This window comes from Bacillus cereus group sp. Bce041, from assembly GCF_052646455.1.
In genome coordinates, this window is the sequence record NZ_JBQXON010000001.1 from 57,549 (window position 1) to 77,265 (window position 19,717).

Genomic DNA, 19,717 nt, shown 5'->3' on the forward strand with positions numbered 1-19,717 from the left:
ACAGCTATTCATAGCATTTCTTTCTCAAATTGTTTTCCTTTAAAATGTTTCAGTAGTTATGTAATTAAATTCCATTAACCTATATAAATAACTAGTCCAAAAAATATCTATATGCATATCATGTTATAGTAAAGAATTTAGGAGATCCTAAAAGGAGGCATTTTCATGTTTGAAGATAAATCTAAAATAAATTACCCATATGAATTTACTGAAACTACAACAGTTCCTCTAAAGAACCCCATTGATAAAAAATTCAAGAACGGCACAGGTACACATAACTTCCCAATTAAGAAGCACTATAAAGAGCAAGTTCTATACACTGAAAAAATTAATAATAATAAAAATAAGTAATTGTATAGATCTTTATAACAATTAGCTAAATAAGAAGCAATATTCAACCATGCATAGTTATTTAGTTAGTAATGATACAATTCATGCACATTTTAAAAAGTGCTGTATACAGCGCTTTTTTATACATAGATAAATTTAAGCTAACACAACCAAGAAATAAGCGGTAAAATTACTCCACCATATTCTCGTTTAACTATTAAATCTACATATGAAAAGGGAGCAACAGTAAATGTTGCTCCCTTTTGAAATATAATTTATTCACTCTACATAACCCTCTTAAACATCTTCTCCAACTCATAAGTAGAATGATGCACAAGAATCGGTCTTCCGTGTGGGCATGTGTATGGGTTTGTTGTTGTACGTAATTCTTCCAGTAAGGCAAATATTTGATCGTTCGTTAAATATTGATTCGCTTTAATGGATGCTTTACAGCTCATCATGATGGCTGCTTCTTCACGTAACTTTTTAATATCCACTTTTTTTAGTTTGACAACTTGCTCCATCATTTCATCGATAATTTCTGTTTCTTGTCCTTTCGGGAACCATGTTGGATGCGAGCGGACGATAAAGGATTGATGGCCGAATTGTTCTAAAAATAGCCCAACTTTTTTTAGTTCTTCTAACTGTTCTTCGACACGTAAAAATTCAGTAAGAGATAGATCAATACGGTACGGTACAAGTAACTCTTGTACTTCTTGCGCTACCCTTCCTACTTTATCACGGAAGTATTCATAATTAATACGTTCCTGCGCGGCATGCTGGTCAATCATATATAAGCCTTTATCATTTTGAGCGAAAATATATGTTCCATGCATTTGTCCAATTGGATAAAGCGGTGGTAAGTCATTCCCGTTCATTTCAATCTCTTTTATTTCCCGAACTTCTTCTTCTAATTCCTCTAGTTCAAAATCCTCTTCATTACTGTCCCACGATTTCTCTTCTTGAATTGGTTCTTCGATTATCGGTTTAGTGAATGGTTGCCAACTTTGTTCTTCTCTTATGAGCGACTGTGGTGGTTGCCATTCTTGTTTCGGCGGTTGCCACAGTTGTGGTGGTTGTTTCACAGCCTGCGGTTCTTCTTGTTTTGCATCCATGCCAGTTGGTAAAACAATGTCCGGCATAGATGGTTCTTTCGGCTTCGCATGCTCAAACTGGAACTGTTCTTGCACACTTTCGTCTTTTTCTTTTTTCTTCGTTGTTACGCCTGCATCTGGAATGAGCTGTATTTTTTTAAATGCAGCTTGCAATGTTTCTTCGATCAGCTTTAGCAATTCTTGTTCTTTACTAAAACGAACCTCTAACTTCGCTGGATGTACGTTAACGTCAACTAGCATTGGATCCATTTCAATCGATAAGAAGCCAATTGGATACCGGCCAACTGGCAGTAATGTATGGTAGCCTTGCTGAATTGCTTTCATTAGTACAAAGTTTCGAACGTAACGACCATTTACGATCGTTGACATATAATTACGAGATGCTCTCGTTACTTCTGGTAATGTTACATAGCCTTTAATTGTAAAGTCTAAAGATTCAGCTTCAATTGGAACAAGCTTCTTCGCAACTTGAATACTGTAAATCGATGCAAGTACTTGTCTTACATCACCGTTACCTGATGTATGAAGCAATTTCTTTTCATTATGAAACAGTTTTAACGATACTTCTGGATGTGACATTGCAATACGATACACGATATCTGTAATATTCCCGAGCTCCGTATGAATGGTTTTCATATATTTAAGACGCGCTGGAGTATTAAAGAATAAGTTTTGTACTGTAATATCTGTTCCTTTTCGGCTCGCAGTTTTCTCTTGTTTTATAATGTCTCCACCTTTAATTATGAGGTGTGTACCAGGCGCATCACCTGTGCTAGTAATTAATTCTAATTCACTAACAGAGGCAATACTCGGCAATGCCTCACCGCGGAAACCGAGTGTTCTTATGCGAAACAGATCGTTTTCATCTTTAATTTTACTCGTCGCATGGCGTTCAAAAGCGACGATACAGTCTTCTTCTGCAATACCATCACCGTTATCAATGATACGAATTTTCGATAACCCAGCTTCTTCTAAGTGGATTTCAATAGATGTACTATTCGCATCGATAGAATTTTCCACAAGTTCTTTTACGACTGAAGCAGGGCGCTCTACTACTTCCCCTGCCGCAATTAAGTTAGAGAGTTGGTCATCGAGTTTGCGAATTTTCCCCATCTACTTACTCATCCTTTCTTTAACTTTTTCTGTAAGCGATACAATTCGTTCATCGCTTCTAAAGGTGTCATATCAAGTAAATCGATTTTTTTAATTTGCGCCAATACTGCTGTTTCTTTTTGATCTAGCAGAGGTTTGTCTTGTTTCTTCGAAGACTGTTCTCCTCCAAAGAAAGATAGTTGCGATTCTTCTTCAGTCTCTACTTTCGTTTCCTGTATTTCTGCTATTTCCTCTTTTACAACTACAGGTTCTGGAGCAGCTTCTTGTACTTTCACTTCTACTCGTTTTGGAATAATAATTTCTTCCTGTCCTTCTAGCTGTGCTAACACTTCTTTCGCGCGGGCGATTAAGCTATCTGGAAGCTCTGCAAGTTGCGCAACGTGAATTCCGTAACTTTTATCTGCTGCCCCGTCTTGAATTTTATGAAGGAATACTACTTTTCCATTCTCTTCAATTGCTGAAACGTGTACATTTTTCAGTTGATCTAAACTCTCTTCTAACACCGTTAACTCGTGATAATGCGTAGAGAATAACGTTTTTGCACCAATTTGGTCATGAATATGTTCAATAATTGCTTGTGCAAGTGCCATACCATCATAGGTAGATGTACCGCGTCCAATTTCATCGAATAAAATTAAACTTCTTTCTGATGCGTTTGCAATTGCATTTTTCGCTTCTAACATTTCGACCATAAATGTACTTTGACCTGATATTAAATCATCCGCTGCACCAATTCTCGTAAAGATTTGATCAAATACAGGTAATACTGCTTCTGTTGCTGGTACGAAACAACCGATTTGCGACATAACCGTTACAAGTGCTAATTGTCTCATATACGTACTTTTACCAGACATGTTCGGCCCTGTAATTAAAAAGACATCCATATTCTCTGGCATAATACAATCATTCGGTACATACAATTTCCCGTTCAATACTTTTTCAACGACAGGATGACGACCATCTTTAATAAAGATTTCGCGCTTCGTTGTCAGTACAGGTTTTACAAACTGTTCTTCTTCACTAACTGTCGCAAAACTTTGCAGTACGTCTAATTCACTAATTACTTTCGCTAAATGTTGTAATTTCGGAATAAATACTTTTACTTCTTCACGAAGTTCTGTAAATAAATCGTATTCTAGCTGTACAATTTTTTCTTCAGCTTCTAAGATTAACGTTTCTTTTTCTTTCAGTTCATCTGTAATGAAACGTTCAGCATTAGCAAGCGTCTGTTTACGTTCATAGCGACCTTCTGGAAGTGCTGCAAGATTCGCTTTCGTTACTTCAATGTAGTAACCGAAAATACGGTTGTATCCGATTTTTAACGATTTAATTCCAGTAATATCACGTTCTCTTTTTTCAAGCTCAGCAATCCACGTTTTCCCGTTTTTACTCACGTAACGATATTGATCAAGCTTGTCATTATAACCATCTTTAATAATATCTCCATCTTTAATTGAAAGCGGTGGGTTTTCTTGAATACTTCTTCCTAGTAATTCTGTTAAGCTTTCACATGGATCTGCACCTTGAATTAATCTCGATGCATAAGCGTTATCTAACAAACTAATTGCTTCTAAAATAGCTGGCACTTGAAGTAATGAACGTCTTAATTGTAATAAGTCTCTTGCATTTACGTTACCAAATGCAACTTTTCCTGCTAAGCGTTCTAAATCATATACTTCTTTTAACTTTTCTTTTAAATCTTCACGTAAGAAGTAATCATTTACAAACGTTTCAACCATTTCTAAACGCTCTTCAATTCTTTCTTTCTGTATAAGTGGACGTTCCATCCACTGTTTTAACATACGACCACCCATAGCTGTTTTCGTCTTGTCCAATAACCATAATAGTGATCCTGTTTTTTCTTTCGTCCGAAGTGTTTCTGTCAGTTCTAAGTTTCGCTTTGAATGTACATCAATTTTCATAAATTGATTCGTATAATAAATTTCTACTGGTTGCAAATGATCTAAAGAACGTTTTTGCGTTCTTATTACATAGTTAAATAAACGTCCAACTGCTTTAATTAATTTTGCTTGTGAAACATTTTTCACAAGATGTTCTAATCCTTCCGGAATTGCCGTTGCATCTTCATACGAAATCGTCATTTTCAATGTTTCAGTTAACTTGTTTAGTTCATCTTTAGAAAATGAAGAATCAACAACAATTTCTTTCGAACCAGTTGCATACACTTCTAATAAAATATCTTCTACTGAACCAGTCAGTAACGTTACTGTATTTTGTCCAGTCGTTAAGTCGTTACAAGCTAATGCATATGATCCATCTTCAAAATGTGTTAATGCGGCTAAGAAGTTGTTTTCTTTCTCATCAATTGTACGCCCTTCCATCATCGTTCCTGGCGTAATTAATTGTACTACTTCACGACGTACTACACCTTTAGCTGTTTTCGGATCTTCTACTTGCTCACAAACAGCTACTTTATATCCTTTTTCAACAAGTTGTTCAATATAGTTTTTAGCCGCATGATATGGTACACCGCACATTGGTATACGTTCACTACTACCACCATCTCGGCTCGTTAATGTAATTTCAAGTTCATGGGCTGCTTTAACAGCATCCTCAAAGAACATTTCATAAAAATCGCCTAAGCGAAAAAATAAAAAGGCATCTTGATAATCTGCCTTAACCTTTAAATATTGCTGTATCATAGGCGTATATTGAGTCATACTTTTCCTCCATAATTCTTACATGATAATCTATTTTCATATATGTCGCATTTCACGGACACTCTTATCTCCTATTTCAGGAGTCTTTCTTCATTATAACATATTTCATAAAGAATCATGTTCATTCAGCGCCACTTATGTAAAGTAAAAAGCTAGGAAGAACTTCTCCCTAGCTTTCTATTACTCTTCTTCTGCATCAACGATAAAGTTCGGATCTAATTCTTCAAATTCATCATCAGCAATTTGGAAATCATCATCTGATTCTACGCAGCCTTCAGGATTTACACTTACACAAATTTTCGTTTCCCCAACTACTTCTGTTACAAATTCACGTTCTACAGTTACAACAATTTTATTACCATTTGGTGATACAAGTGCTTCTAAACAATTTGGCGGCTGAATAACACGAGCAATAATTTCTAAATCGTCACCAGAAAAGTTTTTATCACGATAACCAATACTTACTTCGTCCGTGTAGTTCACACGTTCTGTTACAACTTCAGTCTTTGTATTTCCATCAAATGAATACCAAGTGTTCACATCATAGAAACCTTCAATTTCCACATGTTTTCCATTCTTTCTTGCTTCGTACGAGTGGTTAATTACCCAGCACCCTAAAATACTTGTTGGCTCATTATTCGATTCACATGTATGCGTTGACTTTGTATACTTACGTCCTTTTCCAACCACTGCTTTTGTAATAATCTCTCTAAATTCGGACATTCGTAACCCTCCTCAATCACTATTCACTTAATCATATGCGTGACAATAGCGGAATGTGTCATTCTTTTTTTTGAGAAGACCTTACGTTTAATCCACAAAAAAAGAGATGTCAATATGACATCTCTTTAACAACCACAATTTCCTTTTTTACTTTCTACTGCTGCGCCAGTTTCACCCTTTAGTACATCGCCACCAGTTGAAATTAATATTTCATCTGTTACGTTGTTAGAAATTGTACTAGCAACTAACTGTAATAAGTCATTTACGTATGTTTGTGAAGATTTAAATTGTTGTACGACTGGAATACTGTCTAACTTATCTTGCAATGCATCAATTTCAGCTTCTACCTTTTTTAAAGCTTCCCATTTCCCGTAATGTTGCAAGTTTACTGCTTGTTTTTGCAGTGCTTTAATTTCATCGATTGCGCGCTTTACATTTTCATTTTTATGAATTTGCGCCTCTGCTTTCTTAAAAAAATCAACTTCTTCTGTTTCAGAAATCATTTTTGCTAATTCTTTCGCTTGTTCAACAATGTCATCTTTCGAATATACTTTCATCTATTATTTCACCTCAATCGGCTCTTCAACTAATTCCCCGTTAAGAGACCAAGTTTTTGCTTCCGTTATTTTTACTTTCACAAGCTGACCAATTAAAGATTTTGAAGCGACGAAGTTTACAAGTTTATTCGTACGAGTATAACCTGCAAGTACTTCCGGATTATTTTTACTTTCCCCATCAACTAACACTTCTACAATTTGACCTTTGTAACGACTATTCTTTTCAATTGCCAACGTATTTACTAGTGTATTTAAGCGTTGAAGACGTTCTTTCTTTACTTCCATCGGTACATTATCTTTCATTTTTGCAGCTGGTGTACCTTCGCGAGGAGAGTAAATGAATGTAAAGGCAGTATCAAACCCTACTTCACGATATAACGACATCGTTTCTTCAAATTGCTCATCTGTTTCATTTGGAAAACCAACGATAATATCTGTTGTTAATACTGCATCTGGAATTGCTTCTTTAATTTTTCTTACAAGTTCTAAATAATGCTCACGCGAATATTTACGTGCCATAATTTTCAGCATATCCGTACTTCCAGATTGAACTGGTAAATGGATATGTTCTACTAGGTTGCCACCTTTGCCAAGCACTTCAATTAAGTGATCATCGAAATCACGTGGATGGCTCGTTGTAAAACGAATACGGGCAATATCAACTTTACGAAGTTCGTCCATTAAATCGCCAAGACCGTATTCTATATCTTCAAAGTCTTTACCATATGCATTTACGTTTTGACCAAGTAAAGTAATTTCTTTATAACCATTTGCAGCTAAATGACGAATCTCTTGGATAATATCTTCTGGACGTCTACTTCGCTCTTTTCCGCGTGTATACGGTACAATACAATACGTACAGAATTTATCACAGCCATACATAATATTTACCCAAGCTTTAATATCACCACGACGTACTTTCGGAAGGTTTTCAATTACGTCACCTTCTTTTGACCATACTTCAACTACCGTCTCTTTCGAGAACATCGCATCTTTTAGAATGTACGGTAATCTATGAATATTATGCGTTCCAAATACCATATCTACATGCTGATTTTTTTGCATAATTTTATTTACAACAGATTCCTCTTGAGACATACAACCACATACACCAATTAAAAGGTCTGGATTTCTTCGTTTGAGTGACTTTAAATGGCCTAGCTCACCAAACACCTTATTTTCAGCATTTTCACGAATTGCACAAGTGTTTAATAAAACTACATCTGCATCCTCAGTTGAAAAAGTTGGTTCATATCCAAGTGCGGTGAAAATGCCTGCCATTACTTCCGTATCATGCTCATTCATTTGACAACCATATGTACGAATATAGAACTTTCTTCCTGTACCAAAATTGCGAAACTCTTCAGGTAAGCCAAAATCCCGTTCAATTTTAACTTCTTCTTTCCCGCGATTTTTCGCATCCTTTAAGGAAGGTGGTTGATATACACTTTCAAAGTATTTACTATAATCTTTCTCTTCTTTTTTCGTAGAGGAATTTGCTTGTTGACTTGCTAATCGTTGTTGCTCGTTCATCGGTAATCTCCTTTCACCCTTAACTATACATACTCTATAGTCCATTTTAATGCGCCTAGACTCACCTCAAAAATGGTTAGATAGCTTGAGAGATAACTTGTCCTTTGAAACTTGAGTAATCAATCTAATCATTCATAAGAATGAAGTCTTCCCCACGCAAATAGACATTCCCTTTTTATCATTTCTTGTTGTCCTACCAAAAAGCATATTGCTTTATCCCTATAAACATTACCATAGTATGATGTATTTCGCCAATTTTAACAATAAAGAGGCCCTTTATTATCTTACATTTCATAAGCAATGAACTTGCCATTTTCATACAACGATTTATATATTATTTTATCATTCTGAATTTTCTAAGTAAATAAGACTACCCTATATTTTTGTACATAAAAAAAGGTTACCAAATCGGCAACCTCCTCTTCTTACATTACATAAATTCAGCAACAAGCTCATCAAACATTTTCTGATCCATATTTAAATCAGATTTCACTAAAGGCTCTTCACTATAGCCTTTAACAAGTTCTTGATATGATGGTTGCTTAGTATTTTGATAAATTAACCCTGTTACTAAACCGTTATTTTCCATTAAAGTTTGCATAGCCATCATGCGATTAGATGGATCATATCCCTCTACTGTACTTAGTTTCGTTAAATTCTCTTTAAACCAATCGTAAGTATTTACTTTATTGTAAGTAACACATGGGCTAAATACGTTAATTAATGAAAATCCTTTATGGTTAATACCAGCTTCAATAATTTGTGTTAATTCTTTTAAATCACTCGAAAAGCTTTGCGCCACAAATGTCGCACCAGCTGTTAAGGCCATTTCCATTACATTTAGTGATGGTTCAATTGAACCTTGTGGTGTGCTTTTCGTTTTAAATCCAGCTTCACTACGTGGTGAAGTTTGCCCTTTTGTTAATCCGTAAATTTGGTTATCCATTACGATGTACGTAATGTCGATATTACGACGAATAGAATGGATTGTATGACCCATACCAATCGCAAATCCATCACCGTCACCACCTGAAGCGATAACTGTTAAATCACGATTTGCCATTTTCACACCTTGCGCAATTGGAAGGGCACGACCATGAATACTATGCACACCATATGAATTAATATAACCTGAAATACGGCCTGAACAGCCGATACCAGAAATAACAGCAAGTTCATCTGGATTTAGGCCAACGTTAGCTGCCGCACGTTGAATTGCAGCTTGCACTGAGAAGTCTCCGCAACCTGGGCACCAGTTTGGCTTTACACTGTTACGAAAGTCCTTAAATGTTGCCATTTAATACAACCCCTTTTTTGCATTCGTTGTAAATCTCTTTCGGCAAGAATGGGTTTCCATCATATTTTAAAAGACTAGAAATTTTCTCACCATTACCAAGATTCATTTTCATAATGTTAGCAAGCTGACCTGTTGCATTGTTTTCTACTACTACAACACGCTTCGCCTTTTTCACAAGTGGATCGATTTCAGCTGTTGGGAACGGGTGAATTAAACGCACATGAGCATGGTTTACTTTCATACCCTCTTGTTCTAAACGCGTCATTGCCTCTTCGATCGCACCACGAGTTGAGTTAAATCCAACAAGCAATACGTCTGCTTCTTCATGCTTAACATTTTTATAAACAGGGGTATTAAACTTCAAGTTCTCCATTTTACGGAAACGTTTGTCCATTTGATCTTTACGGTTTATTGCTGATTCCGATGGTTTTCCAGTTTCATCATGTTCTACACCTGTAACATGGTGAACACCATTTTTCATACCAGGTAAAACACGTGGTGAAACGCCGTCTTCTGTTACTTCATAACGCTTGAAGTATGCTTTATTTTCACGTTCTGGTAATTCTACTTCTAAATCAAGCTTACCACGACGAATTTCCACTTTATCTAATTTAAGTGGTTCTACTGTTTGTTTTCCTAAAGAAAGCTGTAAATCTGTTAAGAAAATAACAGGAACTTGATATTCTTCAGATAAGTTAAATGCTTCTACAATGTCATAGAAAGCTTCTTCAACTGTACTTGGCGCCATTACGATTTTTGGAATTTCACCATGCGTACCGTAAATCATCGCCATTAAGTCAGACTGTTCTTGCTTAGTTGGTAATCCTGTACTTGGGCCGCCACGTTGTGTATCAACAATTACTAATGGAGTTTCTGTAATACCTGCTAAACCGATTGCTTCCATCATTAATGAAAGACCTGGACCAGCAGATGCCGTTAATGTACGAACACCAGCATAGTTTGCACCGATTGCCATTGTACAAGCTGCGATTTCATCCTCAGTTTGGATTACTGTTCCGCCAACTTTCGGTAATTTTTTAATTAAGTATTCCATAATTTCTGATGCAGGTGTGATTGGGTATGCTGACATAAAACGAGCACCACCAGCTACCGCACCAAATGCGATTGCATCGTTCCCAATCATAAACATGCGTTTTTTACCATCAGCTTTTTCAAGCTGCATCATGTTTACTTTCTCACCTAGTAATTCTTTCATATATTGAGAGCCACGTTTAATTGCGTCCATATTCTTTTGAACGACTTGCTCTCCTTTACGACCAAAGATTTCTTCAACAACATCTAAATAAGCTGTTTCATCTAATCCTAATACTGCACTTGACGCTCCAACAGCAACCATGTTTTTCATTAATGATGTGCCTAATTCTGAAGCAATATCTGTAAACGGTATCACATATAGATTTACATCTGTATTGTCAGGTATTGTTGGATTAAATTTCGCATCCGCAACTACAATTCCACCTGGACGTAGTTCGTGGAAATTAAAATCAATTGTTTCTTGGTCAAAAGCAATTAAAATATCTAAATCATCTGAGATCGCTCGTACTTCTGTTGTACTTACACGAATTTTATTATTTGTATGGCCGCCTTTTATACGTGATGAGAAGTGGCGGTAACCGTATAGGTAATATCCTAATCGGTTTAATGCAATACAGAAGATTTCTCCTGTACTTTCAATTCCTTCACCTTGTTGGCCTCCAACTTTCCATGAAAGTTGACTAATCATCTCCTACACCCCTTTTGGCTGCATTCATTGTAGTGTATTTTTTTACAGTAATAGTTTAGCATTTTTTATGCAAATAAACTACAACGGACGCAAATTATGCCTCTTCTGATTTCCCTGAATCTTTAGTATAAAGCTATTTTGTTTTTCATTCTAGTATTAGGTCTTAAAAAAAGCAATAAAATCAAATGAATTAATTTTAATTTTTCTGAATTTTAAACCAAAACTTAAAAACTCATATGTTCTACAAAATTATCATATAAAAATCGTTCTACAGTAGATGCAGCATAGTGTTTACAAAGCTCATTCATTACATTTTCATAATCTCGATAAACTGATACATTTACAACTGTTTCTAAAATCCCATCAAAATCTGAACCAAATCCTATATTGTACTCTCCACCTAATGAACAAATATATTCGATATGTCTTACTATATCTGTTATATTTGCTTCATTTTCATTCGTTAGAAACTGCGGTACAAAAGTGACACCGATCATGCCATTTTTCTTTATAAGAGCTTTAAGTTGTTCATCGTTTAAATTACGTGGGTGCTCGCAAAGTTTCATACAATTTGAGTGGGAAGCAATAGGATTTTTTGCAATCTCTATAACATCCCAAAAACTTCTTTCATTCAGATGAGACACATCAGTCCATACATGTAGCGCATTCAGTTCTTGTACAACCTGTTTACCAAAATTCGTTAAACCCGCCCCACGTGTCTCTAGCGCACCATCAGCTAAGAGATTGGCATAATTCCATGTTAGTCCAAAAGAACGTACTCCTAGGCGATACAACAACCGTAATTTCATTGCTTCTTTTCCAATTGCTTCGCATCCTTCTAGTGTTAATATCGCTCCAACCTCGTCCTGTTTTAACATGTTAATATCATCTTTTGTCTGAATAAACTTTACACCTGGTAGGGATAAAATTTCATTATAAAAAATATCTACCATTTGTAATGCTGCTTCAAATCGGTTTTCATATGCCACTGTTTCTGGTACATATATAGCAAAACATTGTATACTTCCTTTTCTTCTCTTTAACTGTTCAAATGTAATATGTAATTGTGAATCATCGTTAAAATTCCTTTTCCCTTGTGCACTCCATAACTGAAGAAGCACGTCACAATGAGCATCAAAAATTTTCATTTTCATTCCTCCATTATAAAAACAACCTGTTTGCATACTGCAAACAGGTTGTTTAAAACTTAACGAGGTTCTACAATTAATTTTATTGCTGTACGCTCTTCGCCATCAATCATAATATCTGTAAACGCTGGGATACAAATCAGGTCCAAACCACTAGGCGCTACAAATCCTCTTGCGATTGCTACTGCCTTTACCGCTTGGTTCAATGCACCTGCACCAATAGCTTGAATTTCTGCTGTTCCGCGTTCGCGAATAACACCTGCAAGTGCACCAGCTACAGAATTAGGGACCGACGTTGCTTTAACTTTTAATATTTCCATTCCGCGTTTCCTCCTCGTTTCTTTAAAAAGTATTAGCAATTATTTCACTTTAACTTATATTCACGAGGAATGGCGCGTATTCCTGCTAAATTTTCGTAATTTTTCTAAAAAATTAAAATATAATAACTTATCTAAAATTTAACGGGAATTTACTCAAAAAATGGTTGATCGTCATTAATTAAAATACGTTCAATTTTCTTTGCTTTTCCTGTATTTGGATCCACATCAATTAACACTGCACTTAATTGCGTTCTACCATTTGTTACTTCAAATCGTACTGGTAAGTTTGTTAAAAACTTCTTCAATACTGCTTCTCTATCCATACCTAATATTCCATCATACGGCCCTGTCATTCCAACATCTGTAATGTATGCCGTTCCGCTTGGTAAAATACGGTTATCTGCTGTAGGGACATGCGTATGCGTACCTACTACTGCTGTAGCACGTCCATCTACATACCAACCTAGCGCTTGTTTTTCACTTGTAGTTTCCGCATGGAAGTCAACAAAGATAATATTCGTACGTTTTTTCGCAATATTAATTAATTCATCCACTTTACGGAATGGACAATCAATCGGAGGAAGGAAAGTACGTCCTTGTAAGTTAATAACTGCAACTTCTGTTCCATTACAGTTCACAAAGATAAGTCCTTTTCCTGGAGTTCCTTCTGGGAAGTTAGCTGGTCTTGCAAGATATTTTGCATCATCGATGAATTCAAATACTTCACGATTATCCCAAGCGTGGTTTCCAAGTGTAACTGCTTGCGCCCCACATTCTAAAAAGTTTCGATATATTTTTTCTGTAATCCCACGGCCACCTGCTGCGTTTTCTCCATTAATGATTGTTACTGTAGGTGTATATTTTTTCTTTAATGCCGGTACGTATTGTTGAATCATACCTCTACCAGGAGATCCTACTACATCCCCAACAAATAATATTCTCATATGTCTTACCCTTTCTATGTACTGCATTTTTTATTGCTATAGCATCAAGTAAATTCCTTATAATATGTTTATTATAAGTTTGTTTCACTTTTATACTATATAACTAACTGTCTTTATTTTATCCAATTCCAACACAAAAAAATAAAGTGGTGTTTCACCACTTTATTTTGCGTATTCCACTGCACGTGTTTCACGAATAACAGTTACTTTAATATGTCCTGGGTAATCCAGTTCATTTTCAATACGTTTTCGGATATCACGAGCTAAACGATGAGCTTCTAAGTCATCGATTGTATCTGGTTTTACCAAAATACGAACTTCACGTCCTGCTTGAATTGCAAATGACTTTTCAACGCCTTCATAAGACTCTGAAATCTCTTCTAACTTTTCAAGACGACGAATATAGTTTTCAAGTGTTTCACTACGAGCTCCCGGTCTTGCAGCTGATAAAGCATCTGCTGCTGCAACTAAAACTGCAATGATAGAAGTTGGTTCTGTGTCACCATGGTGAGATGCGATACTGTTTATAACTACAGGATGCTCTTTATATTTCGTTGCAAGTTCAACACCAATTTCAACGTGGCTTCCTTCTACTTCATGGTCAATCGCTTTTCCGATATCATGTAATAGACCTGCACGTCTTGCTAGTTTTTCATCCTCGCCAAGCTCTGCCGCCATAAGTCCAGTTAAATATGCAACTTCCATAGAGTGTTTTAAGACGTTTTGACCATAACTTGTACGGTATTTTAAACGACCTAAAATTTTAATTAAATCTGGATGTAATCCATGAACACCCACTTCAAACGTTGTTTGCTCTCCGACTTCGCGAATATACTCGTCCACTTCACGTCTTGATTTTTCGACCATCTCTTCAATACGCGCTGGGTGAATACGTCCGTCCTGTACTAGTTTATCAAGAGCGATACGAGCTGTTTCACGACGAATTGGGTCGAATCCAGAAAGGATTACTGCCTCTGGTGTATCATCGATAATTAAGTCAATACCCGTTAACGTTTCTAACGTACGAATATTACGACCTTCACGCCCGATAATACGTCCCTTCATTTCGTCATTTGGAAGATTTACAACCGAAACGGTTGTTTCAGCAACATGATCAGCTGCACATCTTTGCATTGCAAGAGATAAAATCTCTTTTGCTTTCTTATCCGCTTCTTCTTTCGCGCGAACTTCACTCTCTTTTACCATAACAGCGATTTCATGAGAAACTTCACTTTCTACTTTACCAAGAATAATTGCTTTCGCTTGTTCGCGTGTCAGATTGGAAATGCGCTCTAATTCTGTTTGTTGCTTTTGAACTAACTCTCCCACTTTGCTTTCCAACTCTTCAATCTGTTGTTGTCTCGCTACAAGAGATTCCTCTTTCTTCTCTAACTGTTGCTCGCGTTTATCGAGCGTTTCGTCTTTACGATCAAGGTTCTCTTCTTTTTGCATTAAACGATTTTCTTGTTTTTGTAATTCGCTTCTACGGTCACGAATTTCTAATTCAGCTTCTGTACGAAGTGTATGAATTTCATCCTTTGCTTCTAAAAGCGCTTCTTTCTTAAGTGCTTCAGCATCACGATTCGCTTCGTCTAAAATACGTCTCGCTTCATTAGCCGCACCATTAATCTTCGCTTCAGCAATAGACTTTCGAACAAAAAAGCCAACAACTGCACCGACTGTTGCAAGCAAAATGGAGATGAGTATCCAAACTGTACTCGTCATGATTTCACCTCCCCTTGCTATGAATGAAAAAAGACTGTCGGCATGTACATTGAATTACAACATACAGCAAAGACCGTCGTCCCGCTTTTTTAAGGGACTTTCTTCATTTCACAATTAAAATGTCATATTATTATTTCGGTAAGATTTAAACCTTACTCCGAATATTACTTCTCTTCTTGAGAAGAGTATATTGTATATAAGAAAAAATATACATTCTCATTGTATCTATCGTAATTTTCATTGTCAAGCGTTGTCTACTTTTACTTTCTTTGCCTTCAGCCTTGAATGTGACCTAAATTTTAAAAGTAAGGAGCCTACTATACTGGAAAACCTTAGTAATTCCCATTTCTTTTACTTAAAATATTTATATATCCCTCTTTACACAACGCATTTGAAGTAAAAAAATATTTTTTATCTATAGTATTATGCTCCTTAATAGTAGATAAAAAAATAAAAGACACGAGGCCGTGTCTTTTATTTTTTTAATCAAGAAGAGTTGAATCTTCTGCGCCCTCAGCACCAGAATCTTCACTAATTCCGTGATGCTCACGAATAAAGAAAGCAATTTCTTCTCTTAAATCTGTATTTTCTTTTAAGAACTGCTTCGAATTTTCACGACCTTGTCCTAGGCGTTCTTCATTATAAGAATACCAAGCACCGCTCTTTTGAACGATATCAAGCTCAGAAGCCATATCCAAGATTTCACCTTCTCTTGAAATACCTTCTCCGTACATAATATCAACTTCAGCAACACGGAATGGTGGTGCTACTTTATTTTTCACTACTTTTACTTTTGTTTTATTACCAACGATGTCGTTACCTTGCTTTAATTGCTCCGCACGACGCACTTCAAGACGAACAGTTGAATAGAATTTCAACGCACGACCACCTGGAGTTGTTTCTGGGTTTCCGAACATAACCCCAACTTTTTCACGAATTTGGTTAATAAAGATTGCAATTGTTTTTGATTTGTTGATTGCTCCTGAAAGCTTACGAAGTGCTTGTGACATTAAACGTGCTTGTAAACCTACGTGTGAGTCACCCATGTCGCCTTCAATCTCTGCTTTCGGTACAAGAGCTGCTACAGAGTCAATTACGATAATGTCAACCGCACCACTTCGTACAAGTGCTTCCGCGATTTCTAATCCTTGCTCCCCTGTATCAGGCTGTGATAATAGTAATTCATCTATGTTAACGCCTAATTTTTGTGCATATACAGGATCCATTGCGTGCTCCGCATCGATGAATGCTGCTTGTCCACCTTGACGTTGTACTTCTGCAATTGCATGTAATGAAACTGTCGTTTTACCTGAACTTTCAGGTCCGTAAATTTCGATAATACGGCCACGTGGATATCCGCCTACCCCTAGTGCCACATCAAGTGCTAAAGAACCACTAGAAACCGTAGAAACTCTACGCTCCGCTTGTTCTCCTAATTTCATAATTGAACCTTTACCGAATTGCTTCTCTATTTGTTTTAACGCCATATCTAACGCTGCTTGACGATCACTCATTCAAAATTCCTCCTTAACTGAATTGCTAATCTTATTATACCTATTTTCAATTCAATTTGCCAACAAAAATCGAACATTTATTCGATTTTTTATTTTCTATCAAATAACATCTAAATTTAACCGTAAAAAAACTAGAAGAAACTTATATCTCTTCTAGCTTTTTATATAAATGATAAAATCCATATTTTGCTGTTCGTTCTCTAATTTGTTGACGACTTCCGCTTAAATTAAGAGAAAAGACTACAGTTGGTTCATCCTTAATCGAAAGCCCAACAAATACTGTTCCTGGTTCTTTCTGTTCTGAAGCATCTGGTCCTGCTACCCCAGTGAAACTAATTCCAATATCCGCTTTTAGTACATCCTTAACATTTTCAGCAAGATAACGAGCACATTCTTTACTAACTGCACCATCAGTATGCAACACTTCTTCAGGCACACGTAAAACAGATTGCTTCACATCATTATGATAACAAATGACACCGCCTTTAAACACAGAAGAAACACCAGCGTTTTCAGTTACTTGATTTCCAAAAAGACCACCTGTTAAACTTTCTGCACACGCTAAAGTTAACCCTTTTCTCTTCAATAACTCGATTGCCTTATAATGCAAAAATTCTTGGTCATATCCGCAGAAAAATTCTCCTACTCTTTCTAAAATCAAATCTTCCACATGTTGAATTAGTTTCTCCGCTTCGCTAACATTTTGATGCTTAGCGGTTAAACGTAATGTCACTTCTCCATCATTTGCTAATGGGGCAATTGTTGGGTTTGTTTGTCCATCAATTAAATCTTGAACTTTCACCTCTAATTGGGACTCCCCAATACCGAAGAAACGAAGCACACGAGAATAAATGTTTTCTCCTGTTGTAAAATTACGTAAAAAAGGCTCTACGTAACTTACATACATTGGTTTCATTTCTTTTGGCGGCCCTGGTAATAAAATATAAACTTTTCCGTTCTTATTTACCCCCATACCCGGCGCCATACCGTGATCATTTGCAAATACTGTTGCTCCATTTAAAACGAGCGCTTGCTTTTTATTATTCTCCGTAAATTCACGGCCTGTACGCTTAAAGTAATTACTTATTAAGGCTAATGCCTTTTCATCATACACAAGCTCTTCATCTAAACTAGCAGCTATCGTTTCTTTCGTTAAATCATCTTTTGTCGGTCCTAATCCACCTGTAAAAATAAGTATATCAGCACGTTCTTCCGCAGCTTCAATCGCCTTTTGCAATCGCTTATTATTATCACCAACAACAGTATGATAGTACACGTTAATTCCGATTGAAGCTAACTTTTCAGATAAAAACTGGGCATTTGTATTTGCAATTTGTCCAAGTAATAATTCAGTTCCAACCGCAATAATCTCAGCATTCATCCCAATTCCCCCATAAACTTCTATTTTGAGTTTACAAAAGCAGCTCTATTTTTCCAGAAATAATCCCATCCTGAAATAACAGTAAAGATTAATGCAATCCATATGAAGATATCCGCAACTGGAATATGGATTAAATTTAAAGGTACATCGTGTAATAAATATGCTGCAATCGCAATAATTTGTGTCCATGTCTTAATTTTTCCTAGCTGGTTTGCTGCAACTACTTCCCCTGTTCCAGCAAGTACAAGACGTAAACCAGTTACCGCAAACTCACGACTGATAATTACAATAACAATCCAAGCCGGTACATATTGCATCTCTACCAATGTAATAAGTGCTGCCGAAACAAGTAATTTATCAGCTAACGGGTCAAGAAACTTTCCTAAATTCGTTACAAGATTATATTTTCTTGCGTAATGTCCATCAATCCAATCTGTAGCTGAAGCAATGATAAAGATAAGTGCCCCCACTAAATGTTGAATCGGTAAATCAACATCACCAATTTTGTATGAACCCCAATCAAAGGGTGCTAACATAATTACCATAAAAATTGGAATTAAGAAGATTCTAGATATTGTAATTTTATTTGGTAAATTCACAGCTATTCCTCCATCATATCAAAAACATTTGTTCATCGAAAAAAAGTCATCGAAGCGATGACTGTTATTGTGCAGGTTGCTCTATCCCTTGGTTTTTTATCACCAATCTTTGGTGAAGTTCTTTTTCTGGATCCAATGGATAAGCGACCACTTGGCCATTCAGTTTAACTTCAACATTCGTTGCATTTCCAATATTAAGTCGCACTTCTTTTAATGTTGATACATCACGTTTTTCTATTTGGCCCTCTTGTACTGTAGCGTTTAGAATCACATTCCCAGCATCATCTTTAACATCTACATAACTCGCACCTTTACCCGATAATTCCAGTTCTAATGTTTTATTATTATGAATTTCCAAAGTAGATACTTTTCCAGTTGTTCCAACTACTTTCACTTCTTGCTGTCCAGTTGGTTGTGCTGGTTGCTCCTCTTTCTTTGGTTCTTCTTTCTTTGGTTCCTCTTTTTTTGGCTCTTCCGCTTTCACTTCATCTTTCTTCGTATCTAACGGAGAATCTTTCGCTTTTTGAACTTCAATTTTCTCACTTTGAGCACTCGGAACTTTTTCATCATCTTTTCCAGTTAACGCTTGAAACACAAACCAGATTACCACTCCAACTGCGATTACTAACAGCGCAACTAAGATTTTCGGCATGTGATCTGCAATTGGCCATGATGAAGATTTTTGCATTGTTTCTTGTGTTTTTTGTCCCGTTGATACTTGTGGAACTTCACGCTTTTCAGATTGTGGTATCGTACTCTGATGTTCTACGAGCAGTTCCTCTCCATTTAATCCAACCGCATCTGCGTATTGTTTAATGAATGCACGCGCATAAAAAGCTCCTGGCAATACATCATAATTGCCTTCTTCAATTGCCACTAAATGGCGTTTTTGAATTTTTGTAATCTCATGCAGCTGATCAATAGACAAGCCTTTCGCTTCTCTTGCTTCTTTCAGCTTTTGTCCCAATTCCGTCACTACTAACACCTCAATAT

The 19,717-nt window shown here is 36.3% G+C and carries 16 protein-coding genes; 1 reads left to right on the top strand and 15 read right to left on the bottom strand.

Annotated features, from left to right (window positions below; all coding sequences use genetic code 11):
- Positions 1-165: 165 nt before the first annotated feature.
- Positions 166-351 carry a hypothetical protein gene (locus ACUN13_RS00275; protein WP_000461138.1) on the top strand — a complete coding sequence of 62 codons (186 nt, stop codon included), beginning with the start codon at positions 166-168 and terminating at the stop codon, positions 349-351.
- Between the two features lie 263 nt (positions 352-614).
- On the opposite strand, the gene mutL is transcribed toward ACUN13_RS00275, so the two are convergent.
- From mutL to ACUN13_RS00350, 15 genes are all read right to left on the bottom strand, one after another.
- A complete protein-coding gene (gene mutL, locus ACUN13_RS00280) occupies positions 615-2,558 on the bottom strand; it encodes a DNA mismatch repair endonuclease MutL (protein WP_409531760.1) in 1,944 nt (647 codons plus the stop codon).
- A gap of 8 nt (positions 2,559-2,566) precedes the next feature.
- Positions 2,567-5,239 carry a DNA mismatch repair protein MutS gene (mutS, locus tag ACUN13_RS00285; protein WP_048538894.1) on the bottom strand — a complete coding sequence of 891 codons (2,673 nt, stop codon included), beginning with the start codon at positions 5,237-5,239 and terminating at the stop codon, positions 2,567-2,569.
- A gap of 180 nt (positions 5,240-5,419) precedes the next feature.
- Positions 5,420-5,962 carry an outer spore coat protein CotE gene (cotE, locus tag ACUN13_RS00290; RefSeq protein WP_001288799.1) on the bottom strand — a complete coding sequence of 181 codons (543 nt, stop codon included), beginning with the start codon at positions 5,960-5,962 and terminating at the stop codon, positions 5,420-5,422.
- 125 nt (positions 5,963-6,087) lie between these two features.
- Positions 6,088-6,519: a RicAFT regulatory complex protein RicA family protein gene (locus ACUN13_RS00295; RefSeq protein WP_000870461.1), complete on the bottom strand. Its 432-nt coding sequence runs from the start codon at positions 6,517-6,519 to the stop codon at positions 6,088-6,090.
- Between the two features lie 3 nt (positions 6,520-6,522).
- Positions 6,523-8,052, bottom strand: coding sequence for a tRNA (N6-isopentenyl adenosine(37)-C2)-methylthiotransferase MiaB (miaB, locus tag ACUN13_RS00300; protein ID WP_001005394.1), 1,530 nt, complete (start codon positions 8,050-8,052; stop codon positions 6,523-6,525).
- A gap of 430 nt (positions 8,053-8,482) precedes the next feature.
- The gene (locus tag ACUN13_RS00305) at positions 8,483-9,349 is read right to left on the bottom strand and encodes a 2-oxoacid:ferredoxin oxidoreductase subunit beta (protein WP_000190155.1); all 867 of its coding nucleotides are present in this window, start codon (positions 9,347-9,349) and stop codon (positions 8,483-8,485) included.
- Positions 9,336-11,093, bottom strand: a complete 1,758-nt coding sequence (locus tag ACUN13_RS00310; RefSeq protein WP_000625418.1) for a 2-oxoacid:acceptor oxidoreductase subunit alpha — start codon at positions 11,091-11,093, stop codon at positions 9,336-9,338. The genes ACUN13_RS00305 and ACUN13_RS00310 overlap by 14 nt, the downstream gene beginning before the upstream one ends.
- Positions 11,094-11,317: 224 nt before the next feature.
- Positions 11,318-12,241, bottom strand: coding sequence for a dipeptidase (locus tag ACUN13_RS00315; protein WP_000688045.1), 924 nt, complete (start codon positions 12,239-12,241; stop codon positions 11,318-11,320).
- A gap of 59 nt (positions 12,242-12,300) precedes the next feature.
- Positions 12,301-12,561 (bottom strand): stage V sporulation protein SpoVS, encoded by a 261-nt coding sequence (spoVS, locus tag ACUN13_RS00320; protein WP_000404341.1) that lies wholly within the window; start codon positions 12,559-12,561, stop codon positions 12,301-12,303.
- Positions 12,562-12,710: 149 nt separating this feature from the next.
- Positions 12,711-13,505 carry a TIGR00282 family metallophosphoesterase gene (locus ACUN13_RS00325; protein ID WP_001221095.1) on the bottom strand — a complete coding sequence of 265 codons (795 nt, stop codon included), beginning with the start codon at positions 13,503-13,505 and terminating at the stop codon, positions 12,711-12,713.
- Positions 13,506-13,667: 162 nt separating this feature from the next.
- On the bottom strand, positions 13,668-15,230 hold the full coding sequence (gene rny, locus ACUN13_RS00330) for a ribonuclease Y (protein ID WP_000204911.1): 1,563 nt from the start codon (positions 15,228-15,230) through the stop codon (positions 13,668-13,670).
- 482 nt (positions 15,231-15,712) lie between these two features.
- Positions 15,713-16,744: a recombinase RecA gene (gene recA, locus ACUN13_RS00335; protein WP_001283860.1), complete on the bottom strand. Its 1,032-nt coding sequence runs from the start codon at positions 16,742-16,744 to the stop codon at positions 15,713-15,715.
- A 142-nt stretch (positions 16,745-16,886) separates the two neighbouring features.
- Positions 16,887-18,125 carry a competence/damage-inducible protein A gene (locus tag ACUN13_RS00340; protein WP_445423636.1) on the bottom strand — a complete coding sequence of 413 codons (1,239 nt, stop codon included), beginning with the start codon at positions 18,123-18,125 and terminating at the stop codon, positions 16,887-16,889.
- A 20-nt stretch (positions 18,126-18,145) separates the two neighbouring features.
- Positions 18,146-18,724 (bottom strand): CDP-diacylglycerol--glycerol-3-phosphate 3-phosphatidyltransferase, encoded by a 579-nt coding sequence (pgsA, locus tag ACUN13_RS00345; RefSeq protein ID WP_001052967.1) that lies wholly within the window; start codon positions 18,722-18,724, stop codon positions 18,146-18,148.
- A gap of 64 nt (positions 18,725-18,788) precedes the next feature.
- Positions 18,789-19,700 (bottom strand): helix-turn-helix domain-containing protein, encoded by a 912-nt coding sequence (locus ACUN13_RS00350; protein WP_000137461.1) that lies wholly within the window; start codon positions 19,698-19,700, stop codon positions 18,789-18,791.
- Positions 19,701-19,717 lie beyond the last annotated feature (17 nt).